This is a genomic window from Shewanella sp. Arc9-LZ (genome assembly GCF_010092445.1).
Lineage (GTDB): Bacteria > Pseudomonadota > Gammaproteobacteria > Enterobacterales > Shewanellaceae > Shewanella.
Genome location: NZ_CP048031.1, coordinates 3,829,947 through 3,854,188 on the forward strand (window position 1 = coordinate 3,829,947; position 24,242 = coordinate 3,854,188).

Consider the following 24,242-nt stretch of genomic DNA (forward strand, 5'->3'; position numbering starts at 1 on the left):
AGATATTATCTTGCTTAAAACGCTATGCAACTAACCTCAATGCAGAACAATAACTGCTTATCAAACTGCGATTAACATCATTTGAAACAGTTAATTGATTCGAAAATAAAAAAGATGCTTCGGCATCTTTTTTTATTTCTCAACGACACGCTCACTGCACCAAGCAGTAACCATTATGACGGCTCGTTATCCATCAATAACTGTAAACTGGCAAATTCGCGATATAGCTCATTACTTGCCATTAATTCGTTGTGAGTACCACTGGCAATAAGTTGTCCTTTATCTATCACGAAAATCCGGTCTGCATTGATCACGGTAGCTAAACGATGGGCAATAATCACAGTGGTACGTTTGGCCATAAGTGAATCGAGGGCCTGTTTTACTTTGATTTCGCTTATCGCATCTAACGCACTCGTCGCTTCATCAAGTAGTAATATTGGTCTGTCAGCAAGAATCGCTCTTGCGATTGCAATACGTTGCTTTTGCCCACCCGACAAACGCACACCACGTTCACCTAAGTAAGTCGAATAACCATCAGTAAATTCGCGAATAAACTCATCCGCTTTAGCCGCAATACAAGCCTGCTTCACCTCTTCATCGCTGGCATCTAAGCGACCATAACGCACATTATCGAGTACGTTCATGGCAAAAATCACCGACTCTTGCGGCACAAGAGCATACTGTTGGCGTAAATCTGCCAACGACAGCGTCGAAATATCAATACCATCTAATAATATCCGCCCCTGTTTAGGCTGGTAAAAACGCATCATCAGTTCAAATAAGGTGCTTTTGCCTGCACCGCTTGGGCCCACTAACGCGACTCGCTCTCCCGGTGCAATGTCCATCGACAATTGGCGGATCACGTCTTGACCCAGATCAGATGGATAAGCAAAGCACACATTATCAAAACTGAGCAAGCCATTAACAGGCAACAATAACTTATTTGGTACAACTTGCTGAGGTATATCAACGGGCGTTTTGACTAATTCAACTAAACGTTCAGCCGCACCAGAGGCGCGTTGTATTTCGCTAAACACTTCACTGATGGTCGCTACAGCACCTGCAACCATCACGGCATAAAACATAAATGCAGACAGCTCACCACCGGTGATACTGCCAAACATCACATCTTGCGCCCCAATCCATGTAACAAAAGCAATTGCAGCTATGCTTAAAAACATCACCGTTGAAATAAGCAGCGCACGATACATAATACGGCCTTTAGCCACATCCATTACCGCCTCGACTCTGTCAGCAAATAGCTGGCGGTCTTTAGCCTCGTGGGTATACGCTTGCACGGTATGAATTTCATGTAAGGTTTCATCAATATAAGCACCAAGATCGCCTACCCTATCTTGACTTTTACGCGACAAGGTTCTGATTTTTCGGCCAAAAAAGATCACCGGGCCTAATACCAAAGGAACGGCTAACAACACTAATGCTGTCAACTTAACACTGGTAAACGCCATCATAACGATGCCACCAATCACAGTCACACTTGAACGCAACGCCATAGATAAGCTTGAGCCGACAACGCTTTGTAACAAAGTACTGTCTGCCGTAAAACGTGAAATAACCTCACCGGTTCGCTGAGTCGCAAAAAAAGCTGGCGATAATGACAATAAATGATTGTAAACCTGTAACCGAATATCAGCACTAACCCGCTCACCAAGCCAAGTCATCAGATAAAAACGACAGAAAACCGCAGTTCCACTGATTGCTGTAATAGCAATAATAAACAACATGATCTCATTCAATCGCCCTGCATTATCGGCAATAAATCCTTCATCGACCATTAACCGAACACCTTGGCCAAGCGATAACCATGCAAGCGATCCAATAAATAGAAATACAATCGCCGCCACTACCTTCGTACGATAAGGAGACAGAAATTGTAAAATCCAAGGTAGAACAGAATGTTTTAAAGGAGGTTTAGCAGAAGATATAGACTCTGTTGAAGTCGTCGTTGGATTCGTCACAGTATTAACCAGCATATATAACTAAGATGTCCTGATAGTACCAACAAAACACCACATTGTAGATGCCTTAACAATAAGACGTCGACACAGCAGGTTTACGACCGCCGAACAAATGATGCTAGTATCAAATAAAAAATAACATGAAAACAGCATGAGTAATAAAATGAAAAATAGCATGACAAATAATATAAGACCATCGCACGGCTTTACATTAATAGAGTTGGTTGTTGTGATTATTATTTTGGCCTTATTGGCCGTTGTCGCGAGCAGTAAATTCATTAGCTTACGCAAAGATGCAATTGTATCTACCATGGGAGGGATGGAAACTGCAATGCAATCAGCTGCGACCTTAGCCTATTCAAAAGCCGCTATGGCTGGAGTAGAAAGACTTGCGACTACGACGCTTAATATTGATGGGGTCAATGTTAACTTAGCTTATGGCTATCCCGACGGAACAGCCGCAGGTATTACAATGCTAATGAATATTCCCGAAGGTGATTGGCAACAACGCAAAAGTACTTTGCCTATAACTGCATGGGTATATTGGCATGGAGTCATTAAAGAGGATGCGGGCGTTGCTGCATGTTATTTACGTTACAGGCAAGTAACATCAGCCACCGTACGCCCTGTTATAGATGTTCAAACAAGCGGATGTTAGGCACAAATAGGTTTTAAAAAACATAACATTAAGACTCAGGGTAACGTTTTTCAATCGATTTCAGCGATCGTAAAAACAACCCTATACCCCCCACACAAAGTACCAATATAACGATTAAATCAAATGCACTCATGTAAGAAAATCGAAAATTAATCGAGCTTATTACGCCAAAAATCAGTGCTACTAACGAGCCAAATGTCAGTAACCATCCAAGTATGTTTCTGCCATTATAAAACATCAGTCCCACACCAAACATAAAGGGTATCATCACCATTCCACTGGTAAGCCCAAAGCCGCCCAGCTGATATAAATGGCTGCTAAAGCCAAATGAGCTTGTCACTTTAATGGCATTTAATAGCATATAAAAGCCACCGCACATCATCACTAGCCCAATAAAGAACTGACCCATTCCACCTGACGTTCCACCAGCACCTTTCATCAATATCCCTTGAAAACCATTATTTTAAGTCAATATATTGATGTTACTGAAGCGTGCAATTAATAGCAATCATCTCTGCAGCATAGCCATTTTCGTGACGTTAGGTTTTAGTTTCAAAGTTAAAAAATCAATATCACCTTGTTCTGTATCCTAAATTCAACATGTCGCTTAAACGAGTTAAACAAGGAAGCTTTGATAATCAGTTAACTAGCTACACTCCACAAAATTACCCCTATCAACTTGTTTAAGCCTAAGCCTCGCGCTAGTAAGTGTTATCTGAGATAATATCGGGCTATTTTATCGATATTCTTTTTATTAGGTAACACCGTCATGACAACCCAATTTGCTTGTTCAGGTATAGAGCTTGAGCTTTTTCGTTATCCAAGCCAACAAGCATCAAACTTACAAGCATGGGATGCCGCTGATGAACACCTAGTAAAGTACTTAATCGACACCGAAATAACAGCAACCACTACCGCCATTCTAAATGACAACTTTGGGGCTCTCACATGTGCATTAACCATGCAATATCCACACAGTGAATTGCTTGTCGAAACGGATGCTAAAACCAGCTTGTTAGGTTATCAGCAAAATTTATTACACAACAAACTCGCATCAAGCAACATACATTGGCTAAATAGCCGCGAAACGCTGCCACAAAATATTCAATTAGTGCTGATGAAGTTGCCGAAAAACCTACACTATTTTGGCCAGCAACTTGCGCGTTTATCAACGGTGCTTCCAGCAGGAACCCAAATTCTGATTGGTGCTAAAGCCAAGTCTATCAATCCAGCATTATTGGCCAGTATTGAAAAAAATCTAGGTCCCGCATCTGCCAGTTTAGCGTGGAAAAAAACACGGGTAATTAACTGTATTAGCGATGGTAAAAAACGCTCATTAGCGAAAGCGGTGAGTTGGAATGTCGATGAGCTCAAACTCACTATAAGTAACCTTGCTAATGTATTTGCGGCCAATAAGCTCGATATTGGCGCAAGGATTATGCTCGACAACATGCCCAAAGGTGAATTCAAACACATTATAGACTTAGGCTGTGGTAACGGTATTTTAGGATTGCACGCAAAGCAATGTTATCCCAATGCGCAAATCCACTTTGTGGATGATTCTGATATGGCTATTGCCTCGGCAAAGCATAATTGGCAAGCGAACGAGTTAGACACTCCATCTCAAGATCTTCAATCCCAAGATCCTCAAACTGAACAAATGCCACAAGCTTTTTTCCATTGGGACGATTGCCTGAGTAATTTACCCGCGGATGTTGAACCAGATTTAGTGATATGTAACCCTCCGTTTCATCAAGGTGAAGCCATTACTGACCATATCGCTTGGCAAATGTTTGTTGATGCACATAAGCGCCTAAAAAAAGGCGGTTTATTACATATCGTTGGTAATCGACATTTAGCCTACCACGTTAAAATAAATCGCATTTTTAAAAACTGCACCACGGTTGCCTCTAATGGTAAGTTTGTTATTTTACAAGCAATAAAATAATGTCCTGAATGAGGTACTAAGGTCATGTTCCCCTACATGGCCCTGCATATAAAACCAAACCAATATTGATAGTAACGAGCGAGGGCCGACACAATTTATGTGCAGCCTTTCACTCGTATGTAATTCAACTCACTACACCTTGTTTATCTAGTACACTCACATTAACGCGCATAAATAACCATTGAACATTCATTAGTGTAAACGGCGATACAAATCTCTTTTTGTTGTAACTAACAGCAAATCGATTTGTGATGTTCATATCCCTTGAATAAATAACTATATGTCCGATTGTGTTGATCACTCGTTCGCAATAACGAGGCATCAATAGCCGCAATGATAAGTGAACAGAATGATTAATAAGCACTGACCTTATGACCAATACCTTCCCTCGCTTAATAACTCACTATCGGTATTACCAAGTCGGTATAATTGGTTAGCGCACAAATAAACTAAATCCTATAATGACATTACCAAAATGAGTATGGGTAGTGGTAACAACACAATTCAATCATATTTATCTAGATAGAACAGCCGCTACACTAACTAATGAGAATAAACTCCTGTAATAATATTGAAGCTAATTATGATATTTCTTATATTTTTAAAGACCAATTTAACAGCTTATTTTCTGAGTAAGTTGACCATAAAGAACATCAACTGACTAACCAAGTTGCTTAATTGGTCGCTATTTATGTGGAATATTACAACTTCAATAGCGCAAAAAAATCATGTAACAAATAGCTAAAGTAGCCGCTGAAAATACGACACATCATTGCATTGGGGATAGGATTATTGATGGCGTTAACTAAATTGCTTGTTATCTCAAGCTGGCAGTTGAAATCATGAAGTCATCTTTACCGATATTATGGTCAACATCCCTCATAATATCTCTCATAAAAAACGCGCTAACACTTAAGCGTGAGCGCGTTAATTTTATCGCAATAAGCTAATCCGCTTTAAAAGCAATTAACCTTTTGTTTTTACTAAACTCTCAATTGAATATAAGTCGCGATTAGCGCTATTTTTCCGACGAACTTCTTCTAATGCCTGCTGTTCTAATTTATCAAACAACACATTGATTAAGCGATTAAAATGCTTATGCATTGCTAAACGAGCCTCGGCGGCATCGTGCAGTGATAATGCCTGATAAATTGCGGTATGTTCTGCTAAGGTTTTATTATTGTCTGTGCTACAAACAATATTATAATCTTCAATGATTTCATTACTTGATGAACGCAGTGCCCACATGTTTTCAAACAAATTTATCAACGCGCCGTTACGAGTAGAATATGCGATGATCTGATGAAACAGTTCGTCTGCTTCTTCGACATTTTGCATATCTTTCATCATTACTAATGTTTCATGGAGTTTTTCAAGCTCTTCTGCAGTAATGGTTTTTGCTGCTAAAGCAGCTATTTCACCTTCAACTAAAGCACGTGCTTGGGTTAATTCAAATGCGTTAACATTATTAACTGCTACCGGTTTTTGCTGATGGTCAACCACGTATACGCCAGAACCCGTTTTCACTTCCACTTTTTCACGCACTTCTAATGCAATAATAGCTTCACGAATAGTTGGCCGGCTTACTTCAAACTTTTCAGCAAGCTCACGCTCTGGGGGTAAACGACTGCCTACCGGATACTCGCCACTGGCGATAGCGGCTTCAATCGTATCGACTATTCGCCAAAATAAACGACGGTTTTTCATATACCTTCCTTCGAAAAGTAAAACCAATTTACAGGTTAATGCTGACATATTATCGGTTAATACCTTAGCAGCAAACAACTAAATTACATGTTATGTTAATCTCAATATAGAAAGAATAGCACATTGTCATACCTTTAAAAATATTGGTAATAGACTAAAAATGTAAAATCTTAGTAATTGGTAAAACAATTTATTGACATAATCTTAATGATTGGTTAGTTTCTATTCAAGCACAAATGATCATTTAACAGAATAATTTAAATTTTGTGTGTTCGTAAAGAAAAGGAAATCAACTAATCTGGGGAGGTTAACGTGAAATTTACCAAAACAAGCAATACTTTGAGATTAACAGGATTAAAGTCGCAATCAAGATCAGTAATTTACGACGCGGCACTAATATCTCTATTCACCAATCATGAACGTGCAATAGTGACAAACGAGTCAATACAAAAACAGCACGTCACAGTCTCTTAAATGCTAGGTAATTGGACTAGGTTACGCTTACTTACGGTTACGCTTACTTACGGTTACGCTTAATTAATAATTCCGTGAGAGTTAGACCAGCCAAACAGCCTACCATTTCCAGACAGCTCTAATCACTATGAGCATGACAATGGACGACCTCAATTTGTTGGCTAACGTTACAGTGACAGATTACTTGTCACGTTGTTTCAAAGCCCTGAACAGGTTGGGTGAACCCCAAATAATTCCCCGTGGAAATAACACCACAGTTGCTGATTATTCATGCTATGGCGCTAACGAAACTCTAAGGTGAAAAAGTAATTTTTTGAGCCTTCCCCCTTGATAACTACTTAATGTAGCCATGGGGATATCATTTAAACAGTATTAAACGAGAGACTAGATGAATCATTCAAATAACAATACGTCATCGTCAGGGCATTGGTTATTCACGCAGTTGTTAGTCTTATTAATGCTTTGCATCCCATCAATCTACGTGCAGGCAAAAGATCGCTTCGTGACTACCCAAACTGAGTACAAACAAGCACTAAAGCTCGTTGAACCTGGCGATAAAATCATTTTAAAAAATGGTACATGGCAAGATTTTGAAGTGTTGTTTATGGCGACAGGCACCGCCAATGCCCCTATTGAATTAACAGCCGAAACTAAAGGTAAAGTAATCCTATCTGGCCAATCGAACCTTAAACTGGCTGGTGAGTATTTACAGGTGTCGGGGCTAGTATTTAAAAATGGCTTTACGCCAAGTAATGAAGTTATTGCATTTCGTAAGAATAAAAATCAGTTAGCCAATCATTCACGAGTAACCGAAGTGGTTATCGATAACTACAGCAATCTAGATCGTCAAGAGTCTGATTATTGGGTCAGCTTATATGGACAAAATAACCGACTTGATCACAATCACTTTGTTGGTAAACGCAATGTAGGCGTAACTGTTGCTGTGCGTTTAGACAGTAAAAGCAGTCAGCAAAATCATCACCGAATTGATCATAACTATTTTGGTCCTCGCCCAATCTTAGGCTCTAATGGTGGTGAAACTCTCAGAATTGGCACCAGCCATTACTCACTAACAGATTCCTTTACCGTGGTTGAAAATAATTATTTTGATCGCTGCGATGGTGAAGTCGAAATTATTTCGGTCAAGTCGGGTAAAAACCGTATTCAAAATAACGTCTTTTATGAATCAAGAGGCACATTAACCTTAAGGCACGGTAACGGTAATATTATCGATAGCAATGTGTTTTTGGGTAATGGCGTTGAACATACCGGCGGGATCCGCGTGATTAACCGCGATCAAACTATCGCCAACAACTACCTAGAAGGCTTAACCGGTAATCGATTTGGCAGTGGTTTTACTATTATGAATGGCGTGCCGAACTCATCAATTAATCGCTACCATCAAGTGGTCAACGCCAATATTAACCACAATAGCTTTATTAATATTGACCATATTGAGCTGGCCGCGGGCAGTGACAGCGAACGTTCAGCGGTACCACTAGACAGTAAGTTAAACCACAATCTATTTATTAGCCCAACCGCACCATTTACTTTACACGATGATATTAGCGGACTTAGCTTTAACGATAACCTCAGTAATTTTGCGACAAAAACGTTAAGCCCATTAATGGCTAAAGGTATTCGTTCAAAAGATATCACCATGGAACGTGCTGCAAATGGCTTGTTATACCCAAGTGATGAAAATTTTGCAGCATACGGTGCCAGTAAAAAACTGACCCCTACATTAAAGCAAGATACCGGCACACTTTGGTATCCAAAAGCAGAGCCTACTGTCGCATTTCAATCTGGCAACACCATCAAGGTTAGCGCCAGTGACGATGAATTAGCAAGCGCAGTTGAACGAGCTCAACCAGGCGATATTTTATTACTCAGTGATGGCAAATATAACATCAGCAGAATACTGGCGATCAACAAAACGTTAAGCTTTAAAGCCGCTAATGCTCACCAAGCAATAATCAGCTTTGAACGCCCTAGTCTATTTGAAATTCAAGACAATGGTAGTTTGCAACTCGATGGTCTGGTCATTACTGGTTTAAATAGCCCTGACGCTGCCGGTAATAGCGTGGTAAGAACCCGCAAATGGGGCATGTTAACGAATTATCGTTTTGAAATGACAAACAGCATTGTTGAGCAACTCAATGTGAATCATTCATTTCACTTTTTCGATTCGGGCAGTCGCGCCTTTGCAGATAGTATTAATGTCAGCAATAGCCAGTTCCGCCATATTAGCGGGGATTTATTTCGCCTCGACAAAGAAACCGACGACCTAGGAATTTATAACACCGAATACCTCATATTGGACAATAACCAGTTTGACGATGTTGAGGGTGCTATTGCCTCGGTATACCGCGGTGGTACGGATGAGAGTACCTTTGGTCCCCATGTATCGGTAACCAACAATGTGTTCACTAAAGTCGGTCAAGGTAAGCGCAATAAAACAGGTGCGTCACTGAAATTTCACGGGGTTCAAATGAGCCAAATAGAGCACAATAAATTTAACGACAGTGCCGCTATTATTGTTGAACACACCGTCGGTGAACCACAAACCCGCATTACGCATAATCAGTTTACTGATACACCTAGCCCACAAGTAACGGAGTTAGTTGCAATAGGTAAACACACTGCAGATATCAACAATAATAAAGTGCAAAAACTATGAAAAACTTCAATATAGCGGCCGGCGTAAGCCCGATGACGCGTGTCATTAAGCAGGCAGGAAAAATAGCACTATTGGCGTCAATGACGTGCGCTATTTCATTACCCGTAATGGCTGCGCAACATCCAAACTTAGTCATAAACCAGCAAGATGTGGCAGCCATGAAACAGGCCATCACTCAACCTGGGTCATTTCAAAATGCATTCAATACCACGCAGAGTAATGTGGACAAGGGACTGGCTCAGCCAATTGAAGTGCCAGTACCCAAAGATGCAGGTGGTGGTTATACCCACGAAAAACATAAAAGTAATTACCAACAAATGTATGACACTGGCATTATTTATCAGCTGACTGGCGATAAAAAATATGCCGAATACGTTAAAGACATGCTGTTGCAATATGCCACACTTTACCCAACGCTACCTTTGCACCCTATGCGTAAAAGTAACAATGAAGGTAAACTTTTCTGGCAAGGACTCAATGAAGCAGTTTGGTTGGTACACACCATTCAGGCGTACGACTTTATCTATGATGCGTTAACACCTGCAGAACGTAATACCATCGAAACGGGTGCAATAATACCCGCTGCACTCTTTTTGTCAGAACAATCGCCGCACACCTTTAATAAAGTTCATAACCACGGCACTTGGGCCACTGCTGCGGTTGGCATGAGCGGATATGTACTCGATAAGCCACTTTGGGTTGAACGTGCTTTATACGACTTAAATCTCGCCAAAAAAGGCGGTTTTATGCGTCAGTTGGACGAATTGTTTTCACCAGACGGTTATTACAATGAAGGGCCATATTATCAACGTTATGCATTAATGCCATTTGTGACGTTTGCTAAAGCTATTGAGCAAAACGAACCGCAGCGTAAGATTTTTCAATACCGTGACGGTATTTTACTTAAAGCCATTACCAGCACAGTTGAACTCAGTTATAACCAGCTGTTTTTTCCCCTTAACGATGCGATTAAAAGCAAAGGCATCGACACTATTGAACTCGTCAACGGCGTCGCCATTGCTTATGGTCTCAACGGCGATCCACGTTTATTAGATATTGCACAGCAACAACACAATATTTTATTAACGGGTGATGGGCTTAAAGTTGCACAAGGGTTAGACAATAAACTACAACAGCCCTTTCCATTCGTTTCGACATTATTCCGTGATGGCCAACAAGGTGATGACGGTGCATTAGTGGTTATGCGTCAAGGTAAAGCAACCGACCAAGCCATTGTATTTAAAGCGACTGCGCAAGGTTTAGGTCATGGCCATTTTGATAAGTTAACCTGGCAGTTTTACGATGCTGGTAATGAAATCGTATCCGATTATGGCGCTGCACGTTTTCTAAATGTTGAGGCAAAATTTGGTGGCCGTTATTTACCTGAAAATGAATCATGGGCTAAACAAACCATTGCCCATAACACTTTAATTGTTGACGAGAAAAGTCATTTTAATGGCAAGCTTAAAGCGGCTAACAAAAATAACCCTACATTACACTTCTACTCAGCAAAGCAAGACCTCACCATCGCGTCGGCTTCTATCGATACCGCTTATGATGATGTCGCATTTAAGCGCACTCTCGCCTTAGTCAACATCAAGCAACGTGATGCGGTAATTGGCATCGATATAATGCGTGTTACAGCTAACAAGCCACATCAATACGACTTACCCGTGCATTATCAAGGGCAATTAATCGATACCAACTTTGACAGACAGGCATCCTTGACTCAATTGTCTGCTTTGGGTACCGAAAATGGTTATCAACATCTATGGTTGTTAGCAACTGCTAACCTAGCCAAAGACAAAGCCGCTAATAAACTGGCTAAAGTCACTTGGTTAAATGATAACGGCCATTTTTATACCCTTAGCACGTTAGTTAATACTAACTTTAACAACGCCACTGACGAGCAAATGTTATTCACCCAATTGGGTGCCAACGATCCGGATATGAACTTACGCCAACAGCAGTCGTTCATTCACCGAGTGAATGCTACTAATCATACTTATGTCAGCGTGATGGAGCCACACGGCGAGTACAACCCATCAAAAGAATACACCTTAGAAGCCACCAGCAGTATTGCTGAGCTGATTCATCATCAACAAGCTGATCTAGAAGCGGTGCAAATACGCTTTACCGATGGACAACAATATCTATTAGCAATCAACCACGCAGATATCGCTGTGACTCAAGAAACTCAAAGTGTCATTAGCGTCAATGGGGTGCAATACCCATTTAGCGGACGCGCCGAATTATTAGACATTAAAGAATTCAAGTAACACAAAATTAAAATAAAAAGGAATAAACACCATGCAGCAAAGTGAACATTTTTCATTTGGGGAACAAACAGAAATCGAAGATATTGGCGGAGGGTTAAAGCGCCAAATGCTTGGATTTAATCATGAACTCATGGCAGTAAAGATTTGGTTTGATAAGGGAGCAGAAGGCTATGTGCATGCTCATCGCCATTCACAAGTATCTTATGTGGTAGAAGGTGAGTTTCATGTCAATGTCGATGGCGTGATTAAGGTGCTAACGGCTGGAGACAGTTTCTTTGTGCCACCTCATGTAGACCATGGTGCAGTTTGCCCAACTGGCGGCATTTTAATTGATACCTTTAGCCCGGCTAGAGAAGATTTTGTTGAGGGTTTAGCATGAAAAAAGTTCCCCTTAAATTGAAGCACCTACGTTGGCTTGTTGTCAGCTTAGTGGCACTCGCTACTGTCATTAACTATATCGACCGATCTGCCCTTGCCATTATGTGGCCAGGCATTGCAGAAGATTTAGGTTTAGATAAAAGTGATTATGCCAACATTATTACCGTGTTCATGATCTCATACGCAATTGGTCAGTCTCTTTTTGGTAAGATATTTGATGCTATTGGTACACGCTTAGGTTTTTTACTATCCATTGTAGTGTGGTCGGTCTCAATCGCCCTGCATGCTGTTGCAGCAAGCGTTACCTCATTTGCTATTTTTAGAGCCATGCTCGGGCTAGGTGAAGCGGGTAACTGGCCTGGCGCAACCAAAGCGAATGCTGAATGGTTTCCGATTAAAGAACGCGCTCTAGCACAAGGCATCTTCAATGCTGGTGCGTCTTTAGGCTCGATTATCGCCCCACCATTAATTGCTTTTTTGTATGCCTTTTTAGGATGGCAGGCAACCTTTATCGTCATTGGTAGTTTGGGTATTCTTTGGATTTTACCTTGGTTGATTGTTTATAAATCATCACCAGACTCACATCCATGGATCACTGAAGAAGAACGCCAACATATCTTAACCGGACAACGATGCACTTCAGAAAAACAACAGGACAAAGAATACGTGCCCACTATGGGACAGTTATTACGCCACCGTCAAACTTGGGGAGTGATTGCAGCACGTTTCTTTATCGACCCTATCTGGTGGTTATTTGTTGCTTGGCTACCATTGTATTTAAACGAAAAATTTGGCTTTGATGTTAAACAAATTGGCGCATTTGCTTGGTTACCTTATGTCGGAGCTGCCATCGGAGCATTATTTGGTGGCTGGTTTAGTGGCCACTTGATGAGCCGAGGCTGGTCGGTGAATAAAGCCCGTCGTAGTGCAATTGTCTTAGGTTGTATGGTTATGCTGCCAGCACTGTTACTGACATCTCTTGCTGCAACGCCTTGGATGGCAATGGGCCTTATAGCACTTATCTTATTTGGTTTTCAAACAGCTATTGGCAACGTTCAAACATTACCAAGTGATTACTTCTCCGGTAAAACTGTCGGAACCTTAGCTGGTATTAGTGGTACATCGGCAGTATTAAGTGTAATTATCACCATCCAATTAGTGCCAATGATGACCAAAGGCGGTGACTATACGCCATTCTTTATTTTAGGTGCGGCGTTAGTTCCATTAGCATTAATTTCGTTGTGGTTAGGCGGAAAAATTGAACCGGTAAAAAGGAAGGCATAACCGTGAAGAGTCTGTATTTATTTGGTGAGTGTATGGTCGAATTACAGCGTGTAACGGCCACCAGTTTACAGCAATCTTTTGCTGGTGACGTTTATAACACTGGGGTTTACCTTAAACGCACCTTTAGTGATATTAATACCCACCTAGTCACAGCTATTGGCCAAGATAGTTTTAGCCAGGCCATGTTGCAACGCTTTGAAGATGAAAAAATTAATACTGATATGGTCTTTCAAAGCACCGACAAAATTGCTGGTCTGTATGCAATACAAACCGACAGTAAAGGCGAGCGCAGCTTTACATACTGGCGCAACGATTCAGCCGCCAAGCAAATCATGCAATTTATTGATGATGCAGCCATCAGTAAAATATCTCAGGCAGATATGGTGTTTTTTTCGGGCATTTCTTTAGCGGTTATTAATGAAGAAGATCGCGACGCATTTTGGTTACTGATTAAACAATGTAAGCAAGCAGGTGTCAGTATTGTATTTGACCCTAACTACCGCGCAAGAATGTGGCACAGTCCAGACCAAGCAAAGGCGCAGTTTGATATTGCGTTTAGTGTGGCCGATGTCGTACTGCCAGGTGTTGATGACTTTAATCAACTTTACGGTATTAACTCCGTTGAAGACATTATTGCGTTCTGCCAGCCTTACGACATTAACGAGCTGGTGATAAAAAATGGTGAAAACGGCATTAATTATGTAATTAATGGTCAGCAACAGCATTTTTCAATCACACCAGTAACGAATGTTGTCGACACCACATCAGCGGGGGACTCGTTTAATGGGGTGTATTTAGGCGCACGCTTAACTGGCGCAGATATCAGCACAGCGATAAAATTAGCCTCCCAAGCAGCAGGATTTGTGATCCAACATAAAGGTGCCATAGCACCTAAAATTGAGTTTCATCAATTTATTGAACGTCAAAAATTAATCATGCAATAACAGCTAAAGAGTCATCTTTTGTCGCTTGTAAAAAGGCTTGATAACACTGAGTTATCAAGCCTTTTTATTTGTTAAGCAAAAAGTAACACATCGCCTATTGAGCCATTCGTGTTTTAGCGTCAAACCAAGTAACATTATTGAATCATTTCGATAATTTACCCCATTAAAGCAATAAGAAGACATTGAACATGGACTATTTAGCCATCAATAAACACGCATGGAACCAGCGAACTCAAATCCACCTCGATTCAACATTTTACGACTTAGAGGCATTTACCCAAGGTAAGTCATCATTAAACCCCATTGAACTTGAACAAGTCGGCGATGTGCACCACAAAAGCCTGTTGCACCTACAATGTCACTTTGGACAAGACAGCTTATCGTGGGCAAGGCTTGGCGCCAATGTCACTGGCGTAGATTTATCAAGCGAGTCGATTGCAACTGCAAAAAAACTGGCTGCTCAATTACACTTACCAGCAACATTCATCAATAATGACATCTATCAATTTGGTGACCACAATGTCGAGCAATATGACATCGTATTCACCTCTTATGGGGTGTTAGCTTGGTTACCAGATTTAACTCGCTGGGCGCAAACCATTGCTGGAGCATTACGTCCAGGCGGTGAATTTCATTTGGTTGAGTTCCACCCTTTTAATGATGTGTTGTGTGGTTATGGCTACTTTCCACAGACACAACCGGATATCGAAGATGAAGTCACTTACACCGAAAACCACAATGACCAAATTGAAACGGTAGTCACTTGGCCACATCCGATAAGCGAAGTCATTAGCGCACTCATTAGTGCAGGACTCTGTATCGAAGCGTTTAACGAGCACCCTTACAGTCCCTACAACTGCGTCGAAGGTTTGGAGTTTGTGGTAGGCAAAGGTTACCAGCTGAAACATCAAGACCACCTCATCCCACTTATTTACTCTATTAAAGCAAGCAAAGTGGGATAAGTACTAGCCTGAAGCCTGTTTACAGTGGGCTCAAATATCGGATTTAGTGGATGACTGTTGATGTGTTGAAGGCAGTGCAAATAATATCCGTAAACGTTGTGTTAGCGATAATTGCGCTTGGGTAACATCACCCCACATGTCGCGCCATTCACTAAACGTTACCACTAACGGATTAAAACTGTTTACCGGTTTGGTAATACCGTACACCACAGTTTCATTTTCAGGCTCAAACGTACCAAACATTTTGTCCCATATAATCAGCACACCGGCATAATTTTTGTCGATATATTGTGGGTTGCGCCCATGATGAACACGATGATGGGACGGTGTATTGAAAATCAATTCTAACGGTCCTAACGATTTAATCGCTTGGGTGTGAACAAAGAACTGCAATCCAAGGTTGAGCAACACCGCAAACACCACCCAGTTAGGATCAAAGCCAATCACCACCAACGGTAACCAAAACAACCACATGCCTGCCAACGGGTACATTAAGCTTTGTCTAAAGGCGGTGCTGAAGTTCATGTTTTCTGAGCTGTGATGCACCACATGTGCAGCCCACATCCAACGGATACGATGGCTAGCGCGATGAAACCAGTAATAACAAAAGTCTTGCGCAATGAGCAATAAACCAAAAGTGAATAATGTCATTTCAATATCAAATAAGCGCCAGCCGAAAAAGTGTAAGTAGATCGTTGCAATCAATAAGCCCGCGATAATATCCGCCACTTGGTGCATACCTGCCAATACAAAATTACACAATACTTCGGCAGGACGATATTGAGCATTACTCGGTAATCGCTGGGCGCGAACACCAAACCACCATTCCAGTAAAATGCAGCCGAAAAAAATCGGCGCTAACACCAGTAATAACCACTCTGGGTGAGCTATCAGTAAATCCATGTCCATATGTTATCCATTTCTATTTATTATTATGTTAACAACGTTTGTAATAACGCTTCGCTACTTCGCATTCCTAATCAAATCGCTCTTCCGGCACAACCCATTTTAGTAAACCGCTTTAATAATCCGTTTTTAATAGGCCGTTTTTAATAAGCCATAGACTAAAAAGGTCACTAATCTAGTCGACACCGTTAATCGTCATCACCATTTGGCAAAATGATCTTCTGTTAATCCTAGCTGGTTAGTTAACTTATATTGATTACCATTGTTGTCGCAAATCACTCCGCTAAAGTAGCCAATGTATTGTCTAAAGTTGTTTTTTAACCAGATTAAATTGAGCTTTTCGCTGCGTTGATTTAACGGCCTAAAATGCAAATCGACATTGCCATCATTAGTGGTGATATGCCACACATCTTGTTGTGAGTGTCGATTAAAATCAAACTGTGCCCCGCCCAGTATATGGCGTTGGCCATTTATCCACATCACATTTTCTGTTTGACCCGTTTCATTAACGCCAGCGGCTAAATTCAACCCAATAACCCCGGCGTCAGTTTTGGCATTCATTGAAGCCCAGCGCCAACTGGTTTCGCGGCGCATAAACCCAGCCGAAAAGTCATAACCTGCAAGCGCATATTGTAAAGGCTGCGGTTCATGATGAATAGTTAATTGCCCTGTTACGGCTAAGCCATTGTGCTTTTGTGTATAGGTCCAACCGTTATAACCCGTTGGGGTACACAAACTGATGGGTAAACTCAACGGCGCAGGTTGAATACGTAAATTGGCTTGTATGTCTGCAAGGTTAATCTCGACTTGCCATTGTCCGTCGACAATATTGATAACAATACCTTTGTGTTTACGGCCAATTTCGGCGCGCCCACGCTTAGGAGAGTCACTTAGCTGGCAGCCAAACCCGAATGGCGTTAGCCATTGCGTTTGGGTCAGCTTGTTAGTTTTAATGTCATAAAGGTAGCAAAAACCATTGGCGACATAACGAATATCGGCAATCGCCAGGGCGATAATATAATGAGGAGTGATAATACTAACGAATTGGAATTGTTTAAAATCAAAGTACTTAGCCATTGCCGATGCAGGCTTGTCCATTACCGTCGAATAAGCAAACTGATTAACATTGAGTGAATCAACAATCCCATCAAATATGCCAAACACAGGCTGGCCGTTGACATTAATCAATTTATCAGGAGCCAATTGCGGCTGTTTATGTTGCATTACATTACCTACATCATGTTGTTTATCAAACTTAAGTTACATATCACTAACCTGAATTGATCAGTCATTAATGTCAATAACCAAGTATATGGTTGCCGTATAACCCCATTAAAATGACGTTAAAATGACGTTAAAACCAGATATTAATAAGTGATGACGCCTGCATAACTTGTAATGGGCATCACTCTAGTTCTCTTTATAACAACATAACCTTAGCGATACTGGAAACCCAGACAAATTCTGGTATCATTTATCTACCTTTTACTGGTTATTGTTGTCTCATGAAGTTATTGATCCCTATTTTACTGTCTACATTATTGTTGTCGGCTTGCGCAAGTTATGAACCGACTCATGTTGGTCTTAATCCCACGCTGGGTCCGATTCAGTTACAAACTGAAGTCGATTTCCCTGTACTGGTCGACACCATCGATACTCGCGAAGCAAGCTTTGTGGTGCGCTTTAATGAAGAAGGCAAATCACCAAGATTAGTCAGCGCCAGTGAGCCCATCCGTCAACAGTTGGATACACTGTTCCGTAATGGCATGAACAAAGCCGGTTATGTTATTGACCCTGCCGCACGCAATTCAGTGCAGTTTCAGCTAAATTACTTGTTAGCTGACGTCACGGATACCACGTTCAGTTACGAATCAAAAACACGTTTAGTTATCAATGTGTTGGCTAAAAACTCACAACAAGAGTTCACCAAATCCTATAACGCTAATGGCTATTTAAAAGGCCCGTTAAGCCCAGATTTTGCCACTCTTGAATTAGATATCACCAAACTCGTTGATAAGCTCACCACTGAAATTCTTAACGATGAAGAGTTACACCAATTTATTCAACGTTAATCCAACCCGCTTTATCAGGTATTGGCATCGAGAGATGCCAATAAAAAGGACGTCACATTATGTTGAAATGGTTATCCACTTGCCTACTGTTATTGACCAGCTTAAGTTCCAACGCTGCGGTCGACATTCAAAAAGACACTTTATATCCGCAAGTAGAGTTGGACACCTCTATGGGGAAAATAGTGGTTGAGTTAGATCGCACTCGTGCACCGCTTACCGTAGATAACTTTTTAACCTATGTGGTTAAAGGCGAATATGACAATACTATTTTTCATCGTGTGATTGCCGAATTTGTGGTGCAAGGTGGCGGGTTAACCACTAAATTAGAAGAACGCCCTTCGCTAGAGCCTGTTGTAAATGAGTCAGGTAATGGTTTATCAAACTCCCTTGGCACAATTGCCATGGCTCGAGATAACGATCCTCATTCAGCAACACGTCAGTTTTACTTCAACCTAGGTGACAATAAAAAATTAGACCCTTCTAAACGTCGTTGGGGCTATACCGTTTTTGGTGAAGTGACTCAGGGGATGGATATATTAGAAGCCATTTCATTGGTACCAACTGAACATAACACCACCCTAAATTGGCCCGATTTTCCGGTTAATACTGTCATGTTGAAAAAAGCGACTCTACTGCCTCGCTAATATCCCACTAATCGCCTATACCTACCGATGGTCATGTTAATGCATGCCATCGGCATTTATGTTGTCTCCAACAATGTCATATTGGCCAGTCTTATCTCAGTCAGTCTTATCTCAACCAGTTTTAGCTCGATTAATTGGTCCAAACTTGCTCAATATTGTGACGCCATAAATTGTTACCCTATACATTTTTACTAGCTGATAAATCAACTAAATAGCACTATTGAATGACTGAATCGACACTTTTTTGAGCTTTTGACTATCGACAGCTAAATTAACGTCTATACTCTATTTGACCCATTCACCAAGTTAGCTGCGCAATTGTTCGCAACCGCATTTCGAATATTCAAGGACGCAATTATGATGACGGCTAATGATTTTATTGAAACCAAAGCACCACAACTTGCCTATTTTGGTAAAGCCTTTTTAAATAATCAATTAGATTACAAAGAGATACAGATCTATATGTGGGATGTGCTGGAAGAGTGGCAATTTATATCAAATAATCCCATCCAATTAGCCGAACAACCTAGCGATACCGAGAAAGTGTTTTGGCACTTATTGTATTGCTTCGATCATTGGTCTGGTTGGGCAATTAAAGGCAATCAATACTTACGCCAGCAAGTTCATGAATGTTGCGACTACATTAATATTGGCGGCAATGTGCCACAAAGTTGTATTGGTATCAGACCTTAAGGCGATTATCTTAAATCTGCTCTGAATGCTAATTTAACCTCAAACTGACTGAATAATCTTTTAGAATGGCTTGAACCTAAACCCCTTGCAACATAAGCTAGAGCCATTCTCCTTTATCCAGTTGTCTTATGTCGGTTTTCTTGTCTCGTACCCGTGAAGCGTTATCGGTTTACTACCACAAACGAGTATTTATTTTACTCTTGCTGGGGTTTTCTGCCGGCTTACCATTAATGTTAGTCTTTTCGACCTTAAGTTTTTGGTTACGTGAAGCTGGTATCGACCGAGCGGCGATTGGTTATTTTAGCTGGATAGCACTAACGTATGCATTTAAATGGGCGTGGTCGCCATTAGTCGATCGTATGTCATTGCCCTTTTTTACCCGTTTTTTAGGACGACGACGCGGATGGATGCTGTTCGCACAACTGTGCTTAGTCGGCGCCATACTCGGTATGTCTGTTAGCGATCCAGTGGTCAATCTTGAACGTTTGGCCTTATGCGCCCTACTTTTGGCATTTGCCTCCGCCACCCAAGACATTGTCATTGATGCTTTTCGGATTGAATCCGCCCCTGAAAAAATGCAAGCAGCGCTTGCTGCAGCGTACCAAGTCGGTTATCGCAGTGCGATGATCATTGCCACAGCAGGCGCATTAACCATTGCAGCTTGGGTGTCTCCTGGCAATGATGCTTACAACCTAGAAGCTTGGCAAACAGCTTACTTTGCCATGGCGATGTTAATGGGCATTGGTATCATTACCACGTTATGTGCCAAAGAACCGCAGGTAGATACCAAACAGGCTGACGATAAAGAACGCCTATTAAGAGCCGAGTTTGCTGCCAAATACCCGGCTAAAGTCGCTGGGGCATTAGCCTGGTTATACAGCGCTAGCGTATTACCTTTTATTGACTTTTTTAAGCGTTATGGCAAAAGCGCTATTCTGATTTTGTTGTTAATCTCGTGCTATCGCATTTCCGATATTGTCATGGGTATTATGGCAAATGTGTTTTATGTTGATATCGGGTTTAGCAAAGAAGAAATCGCTTTTATCAGTAAAGTCTATGGTTTGATCATGACCTTAGTCGGCGCTGCTTTTGGTGGTGTGTTGCTTATGCGTTATGGCACCATGAAAATTCTATTCTTAGGTGCCTTGTTAGTCGCGGTCACTAACCTGTTGTTTGCTTGGCAAGCGTATATTGGTTATAACGTACCGTTTTTAACCTTGGCCATATCGGTAGATAATTTTAGTGCAGGTATCGCGACCGCGGCGTTTATCGCTTATTTGTCCAGTTTAACCAGCAGTGGATATAGCGCGACACAATATGCGTTATTGTCTTCGATAATGTTACTATTTCCTAAATTTATCGCAGGATTTTCGGGCTTGTATGTTGATGCTTTTGGTTACATCAATTTCTTTATTGCAGCGAGTTTGATTGGCTTTCCGGTGTTGCTATTAGTGGTGTTGGTGAATCGATCGCAAAACCAAAATTTAAAATAAAAGTGAGGTAATAGAAAAATTACTGATGTGGCAAAATCATCTTTTGAACTAACCTAACTTGATTAAAATTAGCATAGCGACACCAACACAACCTTGTAATACTTTATCTGATGGCATTTTTAAATCACAGTTTTTATTAATCAAAAAGTGTTTCATCACAAAGCCGAAATGATAAACAGACTTGACAGTACTCTCTTCAAATCGGTCTTATCACTAAGCCTCGCCCAACTGGCTGAAATGAAAAATATGTTTACCTTGAGACTATTTGTTGTATGGTAATATTCAGCAGATAAATATGTGTAGGGTTAAGAGATTTTTGACTGACTTGTGGAGGGCGTTCTACTAGGACACCAGCTTGGTTCAGACGATAAAACAACAAAGCGCTGCATCATAGTATTTGAACGGATAAATAATGATTCAACTTTACTCCTTACCTTTAATTGTCTGCTCTAGCATCAGCTTTATTCTAAGCTTGTTTTTCATGTTGCTATATCATCGTCTGAAATCACGTCACGAAGAACAAGTGTACTATTACTTGATTTTTTCGCTATCAGCATTGTTAAGTAGTGTCTTTTTAGCAGCCTTTGCGATCCTCATTAATTCTTCTGAAAATCTCGATTATCTCAATATATCCAACCGAGTGACCATCATTACTGCAATGTTCACCATTGTGATTGGCCTGCATTTCTTTGTCGCATTCTTTGAATATAAAGCCCCTGTGCTACTCAAATTATGCTATGCCATATGTGGCGTCTTTTCTTTACTAGCCTTGGTACCAAATCAATATTTTCTAGCCAAAGAGTATTATGCCACCTCAACATATTACACCGGCCTGGTATTTGGTCCTTTATTCCAGCTGTGGGGGATCTGGATACTGTTATTAGCAGGATACTGTATCGTTATTCTTACTCGGATCTATGTGCGTCAATACAAAAAGAAAAATAATTCTCTTGGCACAGTGCAATTACTTTTAGGGGCTACGAGCATATGGATGGTAACTGGCGTAGCTGATACCTTAACAGGAATACAAGTTATTGATCTGCCGCCCTTAACATGGGTTGGTTCTTTTTTAGTAACATGCTGCAATGCTTGGATTCTAGTCCTTCATATTGACGATCTTTATGAGCAAAGGCGACAGTTAAATAATCGTCTTATGCATGATCATCTTACTCAGGCTTTCTCACGCAGCTACTTTGAATTCCGTTTGACCGAAGCCATTAATAAAATGTCGAGAAACCATTCAATTAAATTACACCTATGTATATTTGATATAGACAATTTTAAAACCATTAATGATAGTTATGGACATATAAACGGAGATGAATTACTCAAAGCAATCGCAACTATTGTCAAAGAGAACATTCGCCCCATTGATTGCTTTGCTCGTTTGGGCGGGGATGAATTCGTTCTTCTACTTATTGACTTAGATGATCAGCACGCTTATGAGATCGTTGCACGGATCAAAAAGAGTATATTTGAAACCACATTTGGGCTAAGCACACTGCAATTTAGTGCTTCATGTTCTTTTGGGATGGTGAGCTCAGGGGCTGAAAACTTAGTAAGTAAAAATCTATCAAAACAACTATTATCTAAAGCAGATGAAGCCCTCTATATCGCCAAAAATCAAGGAAAGAATACAATTAGAGTGTTAAATCTATCGAAATCAGAAGCACTGATGACCTAGCGTGCTGGAGCAAGAAACGATTGATAATATTTATTATGTATCTATTTAGTCATGGACTACTATCAATGCTAAGAAGCTATACAGAATCTGTTACAGAGTCGAACACATTGTCATTCATGATGTTGTCCCCCCATACAATGTACGCTAATCAAAATTGAATATAAGCAAAACAAACTAACGCAAACATTACTTCCCAAAAAAGCCGATAGGGTTTCCCTTATCGGCTTTTTGTCTCTACAGAACTTGCCTGTGGAGAATTTATCACTTCAGGATTAGTCTCTGAAGTTGTCGAACTGGAATGGTTGTCCGAGTTCTGATTCTTTGGCTAGACGCATGACCGCTTGTAGGTCATCGCGCTTTTTGCCAGTGATGCGTACTGAGTCGCCTTGAATAGCGGCTTGCACTTTAAGCTTGCTGTCTTTGATGGCTTTAACTAGCTTTTTAGCAATCAGTGAATCGATACCTTGCTTAAAATTAACTTTTAAACTGAAGGTTTTGCCACTGTGAACCGCTTTGTCATCGACTTCCATTGACGACGGATCGACGTTGCGTTTACTCAACTGAATACGTAAAATATCAACGAGCTGCTTACAAATAAAATCATCTTCCGCTTTTAGCGTGACAACGTTGTCTTTGTATTCAATTTCAATTTCTTTACCACGTAAATCAAATCGGCTAGCCACTTCACGGCGAGAGTTTTCTACCGCGTTACGTAATTCTTCTTCATCAACTTCCGACACAATATCCATAGATGGCATGTTGCTTTCCTCTTTGATTCATCACATTTATATACGGCTATTTTACACTAGGAGTCATTAACAGGATAGTGGAGTACAACTTAGGCTCTATTAAACCGATTATCGTGCGCTAATATCCCATTGATTAACAAAATATCATTAACCAGCTATTTTAAATGATAATGTAGTTAAAACGCCTATTCTATTGAGTTTTACGACTATGGGTTTGTCATTATCGATAGTAAAAACGGCCCTTTTTGAACAATTGTTACTTTCTATAGAGGTTAATTAGTGACAATTTTAAACAGGTTTCTTATTATTAGCGATATTCTCATTTCACAAGGCTGATGTTACGCTCGTGATCACTTATAAAAACATTTTTAAACTTGCGTTAGTTGTTGCTGTGATAGTGACTAGCTATCTTGTTTTTTCAAAACCAAGTTACCCGCAAACGTTCGCCCATATGGATAAAGTGGGCCATTTAGGCAGTTTTTTAGCCCTTTCATATCTAGCACATTACGCTTTTAAACCGCGTTGGTATTTTTTGTGTACCTCTTTGGCTGCCTATGCAGTGTTAATTGAATTGATTCAATCTCGCTTACCTTATCGCAGTGCATCAGCTGCCGATGTAATTGCCGATTTTGTCGGGATTGCATTATTTTACTTATTGCACTTTTCTATCAATAAGTACCGTAAATTAAAAGCGAATCGTTAATACCT

The 24,242-nt window shown here is 40.7% G+C and carries 20 protein-coding genes; 14 read left to right on the forward strand and 6 right to left on the reverse strand.

The annotated features are described in order from the left end of the window. Positions 1-173: 173 nt before the first annotated feature. On the reverse strand, positions 174-1,994 hold the full coding sequence (locus GUY17_RS16400; protein WP_162023759.1) for an ABC transporter transmembrane domain-containing protein: 1,821 nt from the start codon (positions 1,992-1,994) through the stop codon (positions 174-176). Positions 1,995-2,154: 160 nt separating this feature from the next. On the opposite strand from GUY17_RS16400, the gene GUY17_RS16405 reads away from it, so the two are divergent. Beyond that, positions 2,155-2,637 carry a Tfp pilus assembly protein FimT/FimU gene (locus tag GUY17_RS16405; protein ID WP_162023760.1) on the forward strand — a complete coding sequence of 161 codons (483 nt, stop codon included), beginning with the start codon at positions 2,155-2,157 and terminating at the stop codon, positions 2,635-2,637. A gap of 28 nt (positions 2,638-2,665) precedes the next feature. Here the strand turns inward: GUY17_RS16405 and GUY17_RS16410 are convergent, their stop codons facing one another. Next, entirely contained in the window at positions 2,666-3,076 is a 411-nt protein-coding gene (locus tag GUY17_RS16410; protein WP_059744764.1) for a hypothetical protein, read from the reverse strand. Positions 3,077-3,406: 330 nt separating this feature from the next. On the opposite strand from GUY17_RS16410, the gene GUY17_RS16415 reads away from it, so the two are divergent. Continuing rightward, the gene (locus GUY17_RS16415) at positions 3,407-4,585 is read left to right on the forward strand and encodes a methyltransferase (RefSeq protein WP_162023761.1); all 1,179 of its coding nucleotides are present in this window, start codon (positions 3,407-3,409) and stop codon (positions 4,583-4,585) included. A 966-nt stretch (positions 4,586-5,551) separates the two neighbouring features. Here the strand turns inward: GUY17_RS16415 and GUY17_RS16420 are convergent. After that, positions 5,552-6,292 (reverse strand): FadR/GntR family transcriptional regulator, encoded by a 741-nt coding sequence (locus GUY17_RS16420; RefSeq protein WP_011638545.1) that lies wholly within the window; start codon positions 6,290-6,292, stop codon positions 5,552-5,554. Positions 6,293-7,154: 862 nt separating this feature from the next. On the opposite strand from GUY17_RS16420, the gene GUY17_RS16425 reads away from it, so the two are divergent. The 6 genes from GUY17_RS16425 (at position 7,155) to GUY17_RS16450 (ending at position 15,293) form a co-directional block, all read left to right on the forward strand. After that, on the forward strand, positions 7,155-9,446 hold the full coding sequence (locus GUY17_RS16425) for a chondroitinase-B domain-containing protein (RefSeq protein ID WP_162023762.1): 2,292 nt from the start codon (positions 7,155-7,157) through the stop codon (positions 9,444-9,446). Between the two features lie 32 nt (positions 9,447-9,478). Continuing rightward, entirely contained in the window at positions 9,479-11,725 is a 2,247-nt protein-coding gene (locus GUY17_RS16430; RefSeq protein ID WP_254439940.1) for a heparinase II/III family protein, read from the forward strand. Between the two features lie 31 nt (positions 11,726-11,756). Continuing rightward, on the forward strand, positions 11,757-12,104 hold the full coding sequence (locus GUY17_RS16435; RefSeq protein ID WP_162023764.1) for a cupin domain-containing protein: 348 nt from the start codon (positions 11,757-11,759) through the stop codon (positions 12,102-12,104). Further along, entirely contained in the window at positions 12,101-13,387 is a 1,287-nt protein-coding gene (locus GUY17_RS16440) for an MFS transporter (protein WP_101088732.1), read from the forward strand. The genes GUY17_RS16435 and GUY17_RS16440 overlap by 4 nt, the downstream gene beginning before the upstream one ends. A 2-nt stretch (positions 13,388-13,389) precedes the next feature. Next, the gene (locus tag GUY17_RS16445; RefSeq protein WP_162023765.1) at positions 13,390-14,331 is read left to right on the forward strand and encodes a sugar kinase; all 942 of its coding nucleotides are present in this window, start codon (positions 13,390-13,392) and stop codon (positions 14,329-14,331) included. Between the two features lie 188 nt (positions 14,332-14,519). Continuing rightward, positions 14,520-15,293, forward strand: coding sequence for a bifunctional 2-polyprenyl-6-hydroxyphenol methylase/3-demethylubiquinol 3-O-methyltransferase UbiG (locus tag GUY17_RS16450; RefSeq protein WP_162023766.1), 774 nt, complete (start codon positions 14,520-14,522; stop codon positions 15,291-15,293). A gap of 30 nt (positions 15,294-15,323) precedes the next feature. Here GUY17_RS16450 and GUY17_RS16455 read toward each other — a convergent pair whose 3' ends face one another. Together GUY17_RS16455 and GUY17_RS16460 are read right to left on the reverse strand one after the other, a co-directional pair. Next, positions 15,324-16,202, reverse strand: coding sequence for a sterol desaturase family protein (locus GUY17_RS16455; RefSeq protein WP_162023767.1), 879 nt, complete (start codon positions 16,200-16,202; stop codon positions 15,324-15,326). 195 nt (positions 16,203-16,397) lie between these two features. Continuing rightward, positions 16,398-17,423, reverse strand: coding sequence for a DUF2804 domain-containing protein (locus GUY17_RS16460; RefSeq protein WP_162023768.1), 1,026 nt, complete (start codon positions 17,421-17,423; stop codon positions 16,398-16,400). 281 nt (positions 17,424-17,704) lie between these two features. On the opposite strand from GUY17_RS16460, the gene GUY17_RS16465 reads away from it, so the two are divergent. From GUY17_RS16465 to GUY17_RS16485, 5 genes are all read left to right on the forward strand, one after another. Continuing rightward, on the forward strand, positions 17,705-18,271 hold the full coding sequence (locus GUY17_RS16465; RefSeq protein WP_011638554.1) for a YajG family lipoprotein: 567 nt from the start codon (positions 17,705-17,707) through the stop codon (positions 18,269-18,271). Positions 18,272-18,330: 59 nt separating this feature from the next. Continuing rightward, entirely contained in the window at positions 18,331-18,915 is a 585-nt protein-coding gene (locus GUY17_RS16470; RefSeq protein WP_101088727.1) for a peptidylprolyl isomerase, read from the forward strand. Positions 18,916-19,275: 360 nt separating this feature from the next. Further along, positions 19,276-19,608, forward strand: coding sequence for a hypothetical protein (locus GUY17_RS16475; RefSeq protein WP_162024390.1), 333 nt, complete (start codon positions 19,276-19,278; stop codon positions 19,606-19,608). 128 nt (positions 19,609-19,736) lie between these two features. Beyond that, entirely contained in the window at positions 19,737-21,101 is a 1,365-nt protein-coding gene (locus GUY17_RS16480) for an MFS transporter (protein ID WP_162023769.1), read from the forward strand. A 412-nt stretch (positions 21,102-21,513) separates the two neighbouring features. Further along, the gene (locus tag GUY17_RS16485; protein ID WP_162023770.1) at positions 21,514-22,785 is read left to right on the forward strand and encodes a GGDEF domain-containing protein; all 1,272 of its coding nucleotides are present in this window, start codon (positions 21,514-21,516) and stop codon (positions 22,783-22,785) included. A 272-nt stretch (positions 22,786-23,057) separates the two neighbouring features. On the opposite strand, the gene GUY17_RS16490 is transcribed toward GUY17_RS16485, so the two are convergent. Continuing rightward, a complete protein-coding gene (locus GUY17_RS16490; RefSeq protein ID WP_101088723.1) occupies positions 23,058-23,543 on the reverse strand; it encodes a YajQ family cyclic di-GMP-binding protein in 486 nt (161 codons plus the stop codon). Between the two features lie 337 nt (positions 23,544-23,880). Here GUY17_RS16490 and GUY17_RS16495 point away from each other — a divergent pair, with 337 nt between their 5' ends. Further along, positions 23,881-24,237: a VanZ family protein gene (locus tag GUY17_RS16495; RefSeq protein WP_101088722.1), complete on the forward strand. Its 357-nt coding sequence runs from the start codon at positions 23,881-23,883 to the stop codon at positions 24,235-24,237. Positions 24,238-24,242: the final 5 nt, after the last annotated feature.

What these genes read in the sequence shown, in the direction of transcription:
- GUY17_RS16435 (WP_162023764.1), top strand. Translation starts at nt 11,757, where the DNA reads ATGCAGCAAAGTGAACATTTTTCATTTGGGGAACAAACAGAAATCGAA.
- GUY17_RS16480 (WP_162023769.1), top strand. Translation starts at nt 19,737, where the DNA reads ATGTCGGTTTTCTTGTCTCGTACCCGTGAAGCGTTATCGGTTTACTAC.
- GUY17_RS16475 (WP_162024390.1), top strand. Translation starts at nt 19,276, where the DNA reads ATGACGGCTAATGATTTTATTGAAACCAAAGCACCACAACTTGCCTAT.
- GUY17_RS16485 (WP_162023770.1), top strand. Translation starts at nt 21,514, where the DNA reads ATGATTCAACTTTACTCCTTACCTTTAATTGTCTGCTCTAGCATCAGC.
- GUY17_RS16465 (WP_011638554.1), top strand. Translation starts at nt 17,705, where the DNA reads ATGAAGTTATTGATCCCTATTTTACTGTCTACATTATTGTTGTCGGCT.
- GUY17_RS16490 (WP_101088723.1), bottom strand. Translation starts at nt 23,543, where the DNA reads ATGCCATCTATGGATATTGTGTCGGAAGTTGATGAAGAAGAATTACGT.
- GUY17_RS16415 (WP_162023761.1), top strand. Translation starts at nt 3,407, where the DNA reads ATGACAACCCAATTTGCTTGTTCAGGTATAGAGCTTGAGCTTTTTCGT.
- GUY17_RS16410 (WP_059744764.1), bottom strand. Translation starts at nt 3,076, where the DNA reads ATGAAAGGTGCTGGTGGAACGTCAGGTGGAATGGGTCAGTTCTTTATT.
- GUY17_RS16450 (WP_162023766.1), top strand. Translation starts at nt 14,520, where the DNA reads ATGGACTATTTAGCCATCAATAAACACGCATGGAACCAGCGAACTCAA.
- GUY17_RS16420 (WP_011638545.1), bottom strand. Translation starts at nt 6,292, where the DNA reads ATGAAAAACCGTCGTTTATTTTGGCGAATAGTCGATACGATTGAAGCC.
- GUY17_RS16400 (WP_162023759.1), bottom strand. Translation starts at nt 1,994, where the DNA reads ATGCTGGTTAATACTGTGACGAATCCAACGACGACTTCAACAGAGTCT.
- GUY17_RS16460 (WP_162023768.1), bottom strand. Translation starts at nt 17,423, where the DNA reads ATGCAACATAAACAGCCGCAATTGGCTCCTGATAAATTGATTAATGTC.
- GUY17_RS16405 (WP_162023760.1), top strand. Translation starts at nt 2,155, where the DNA reads ATGACAAATAATATAAGACCATCGCACGGCTTTACATTAATAGAGTTG.
- GUY17_RS16455 (WP_162023767.1), bottom strand. Translation starts at nt 16,202, where the DNA reads ATGGACATGGATTTACTGATAGCTCACCCAGAGTGGTTATTACTGGTG.
- GUY17_RS16470 (WP_101088727.1), top strand. Translation starts at nt 18,331, where the DNA reads ATGTTGAAATGGTTATCCACTTGCCTACTGTTATTGACCAGCTTAAGT.
- GUY17_RS16440 (WP_101088732.1), top strand. Translation starts at nt 12,101, where the DNA reads ATGAAAAAAGTTCCCCTTAAATTGAAGCACCTACGTTGGCTTGTTGTC.
- GUY17_RS16425 (WP_162023762.1), top strand. Translation starts at nt 7,155, where the DNA reads ATGAATCATTCAAATAACAATACGTCATCGTCAGGGCATTGGTTATTC.
- GUY17_RS16430 (WP_254439940.1), top strand. Translation starts at nt 9,479, where the DNA reads ATGACGCGTGTCATTAAGCAGGCAGGAAAAATAGCACTATTGGCGTCA.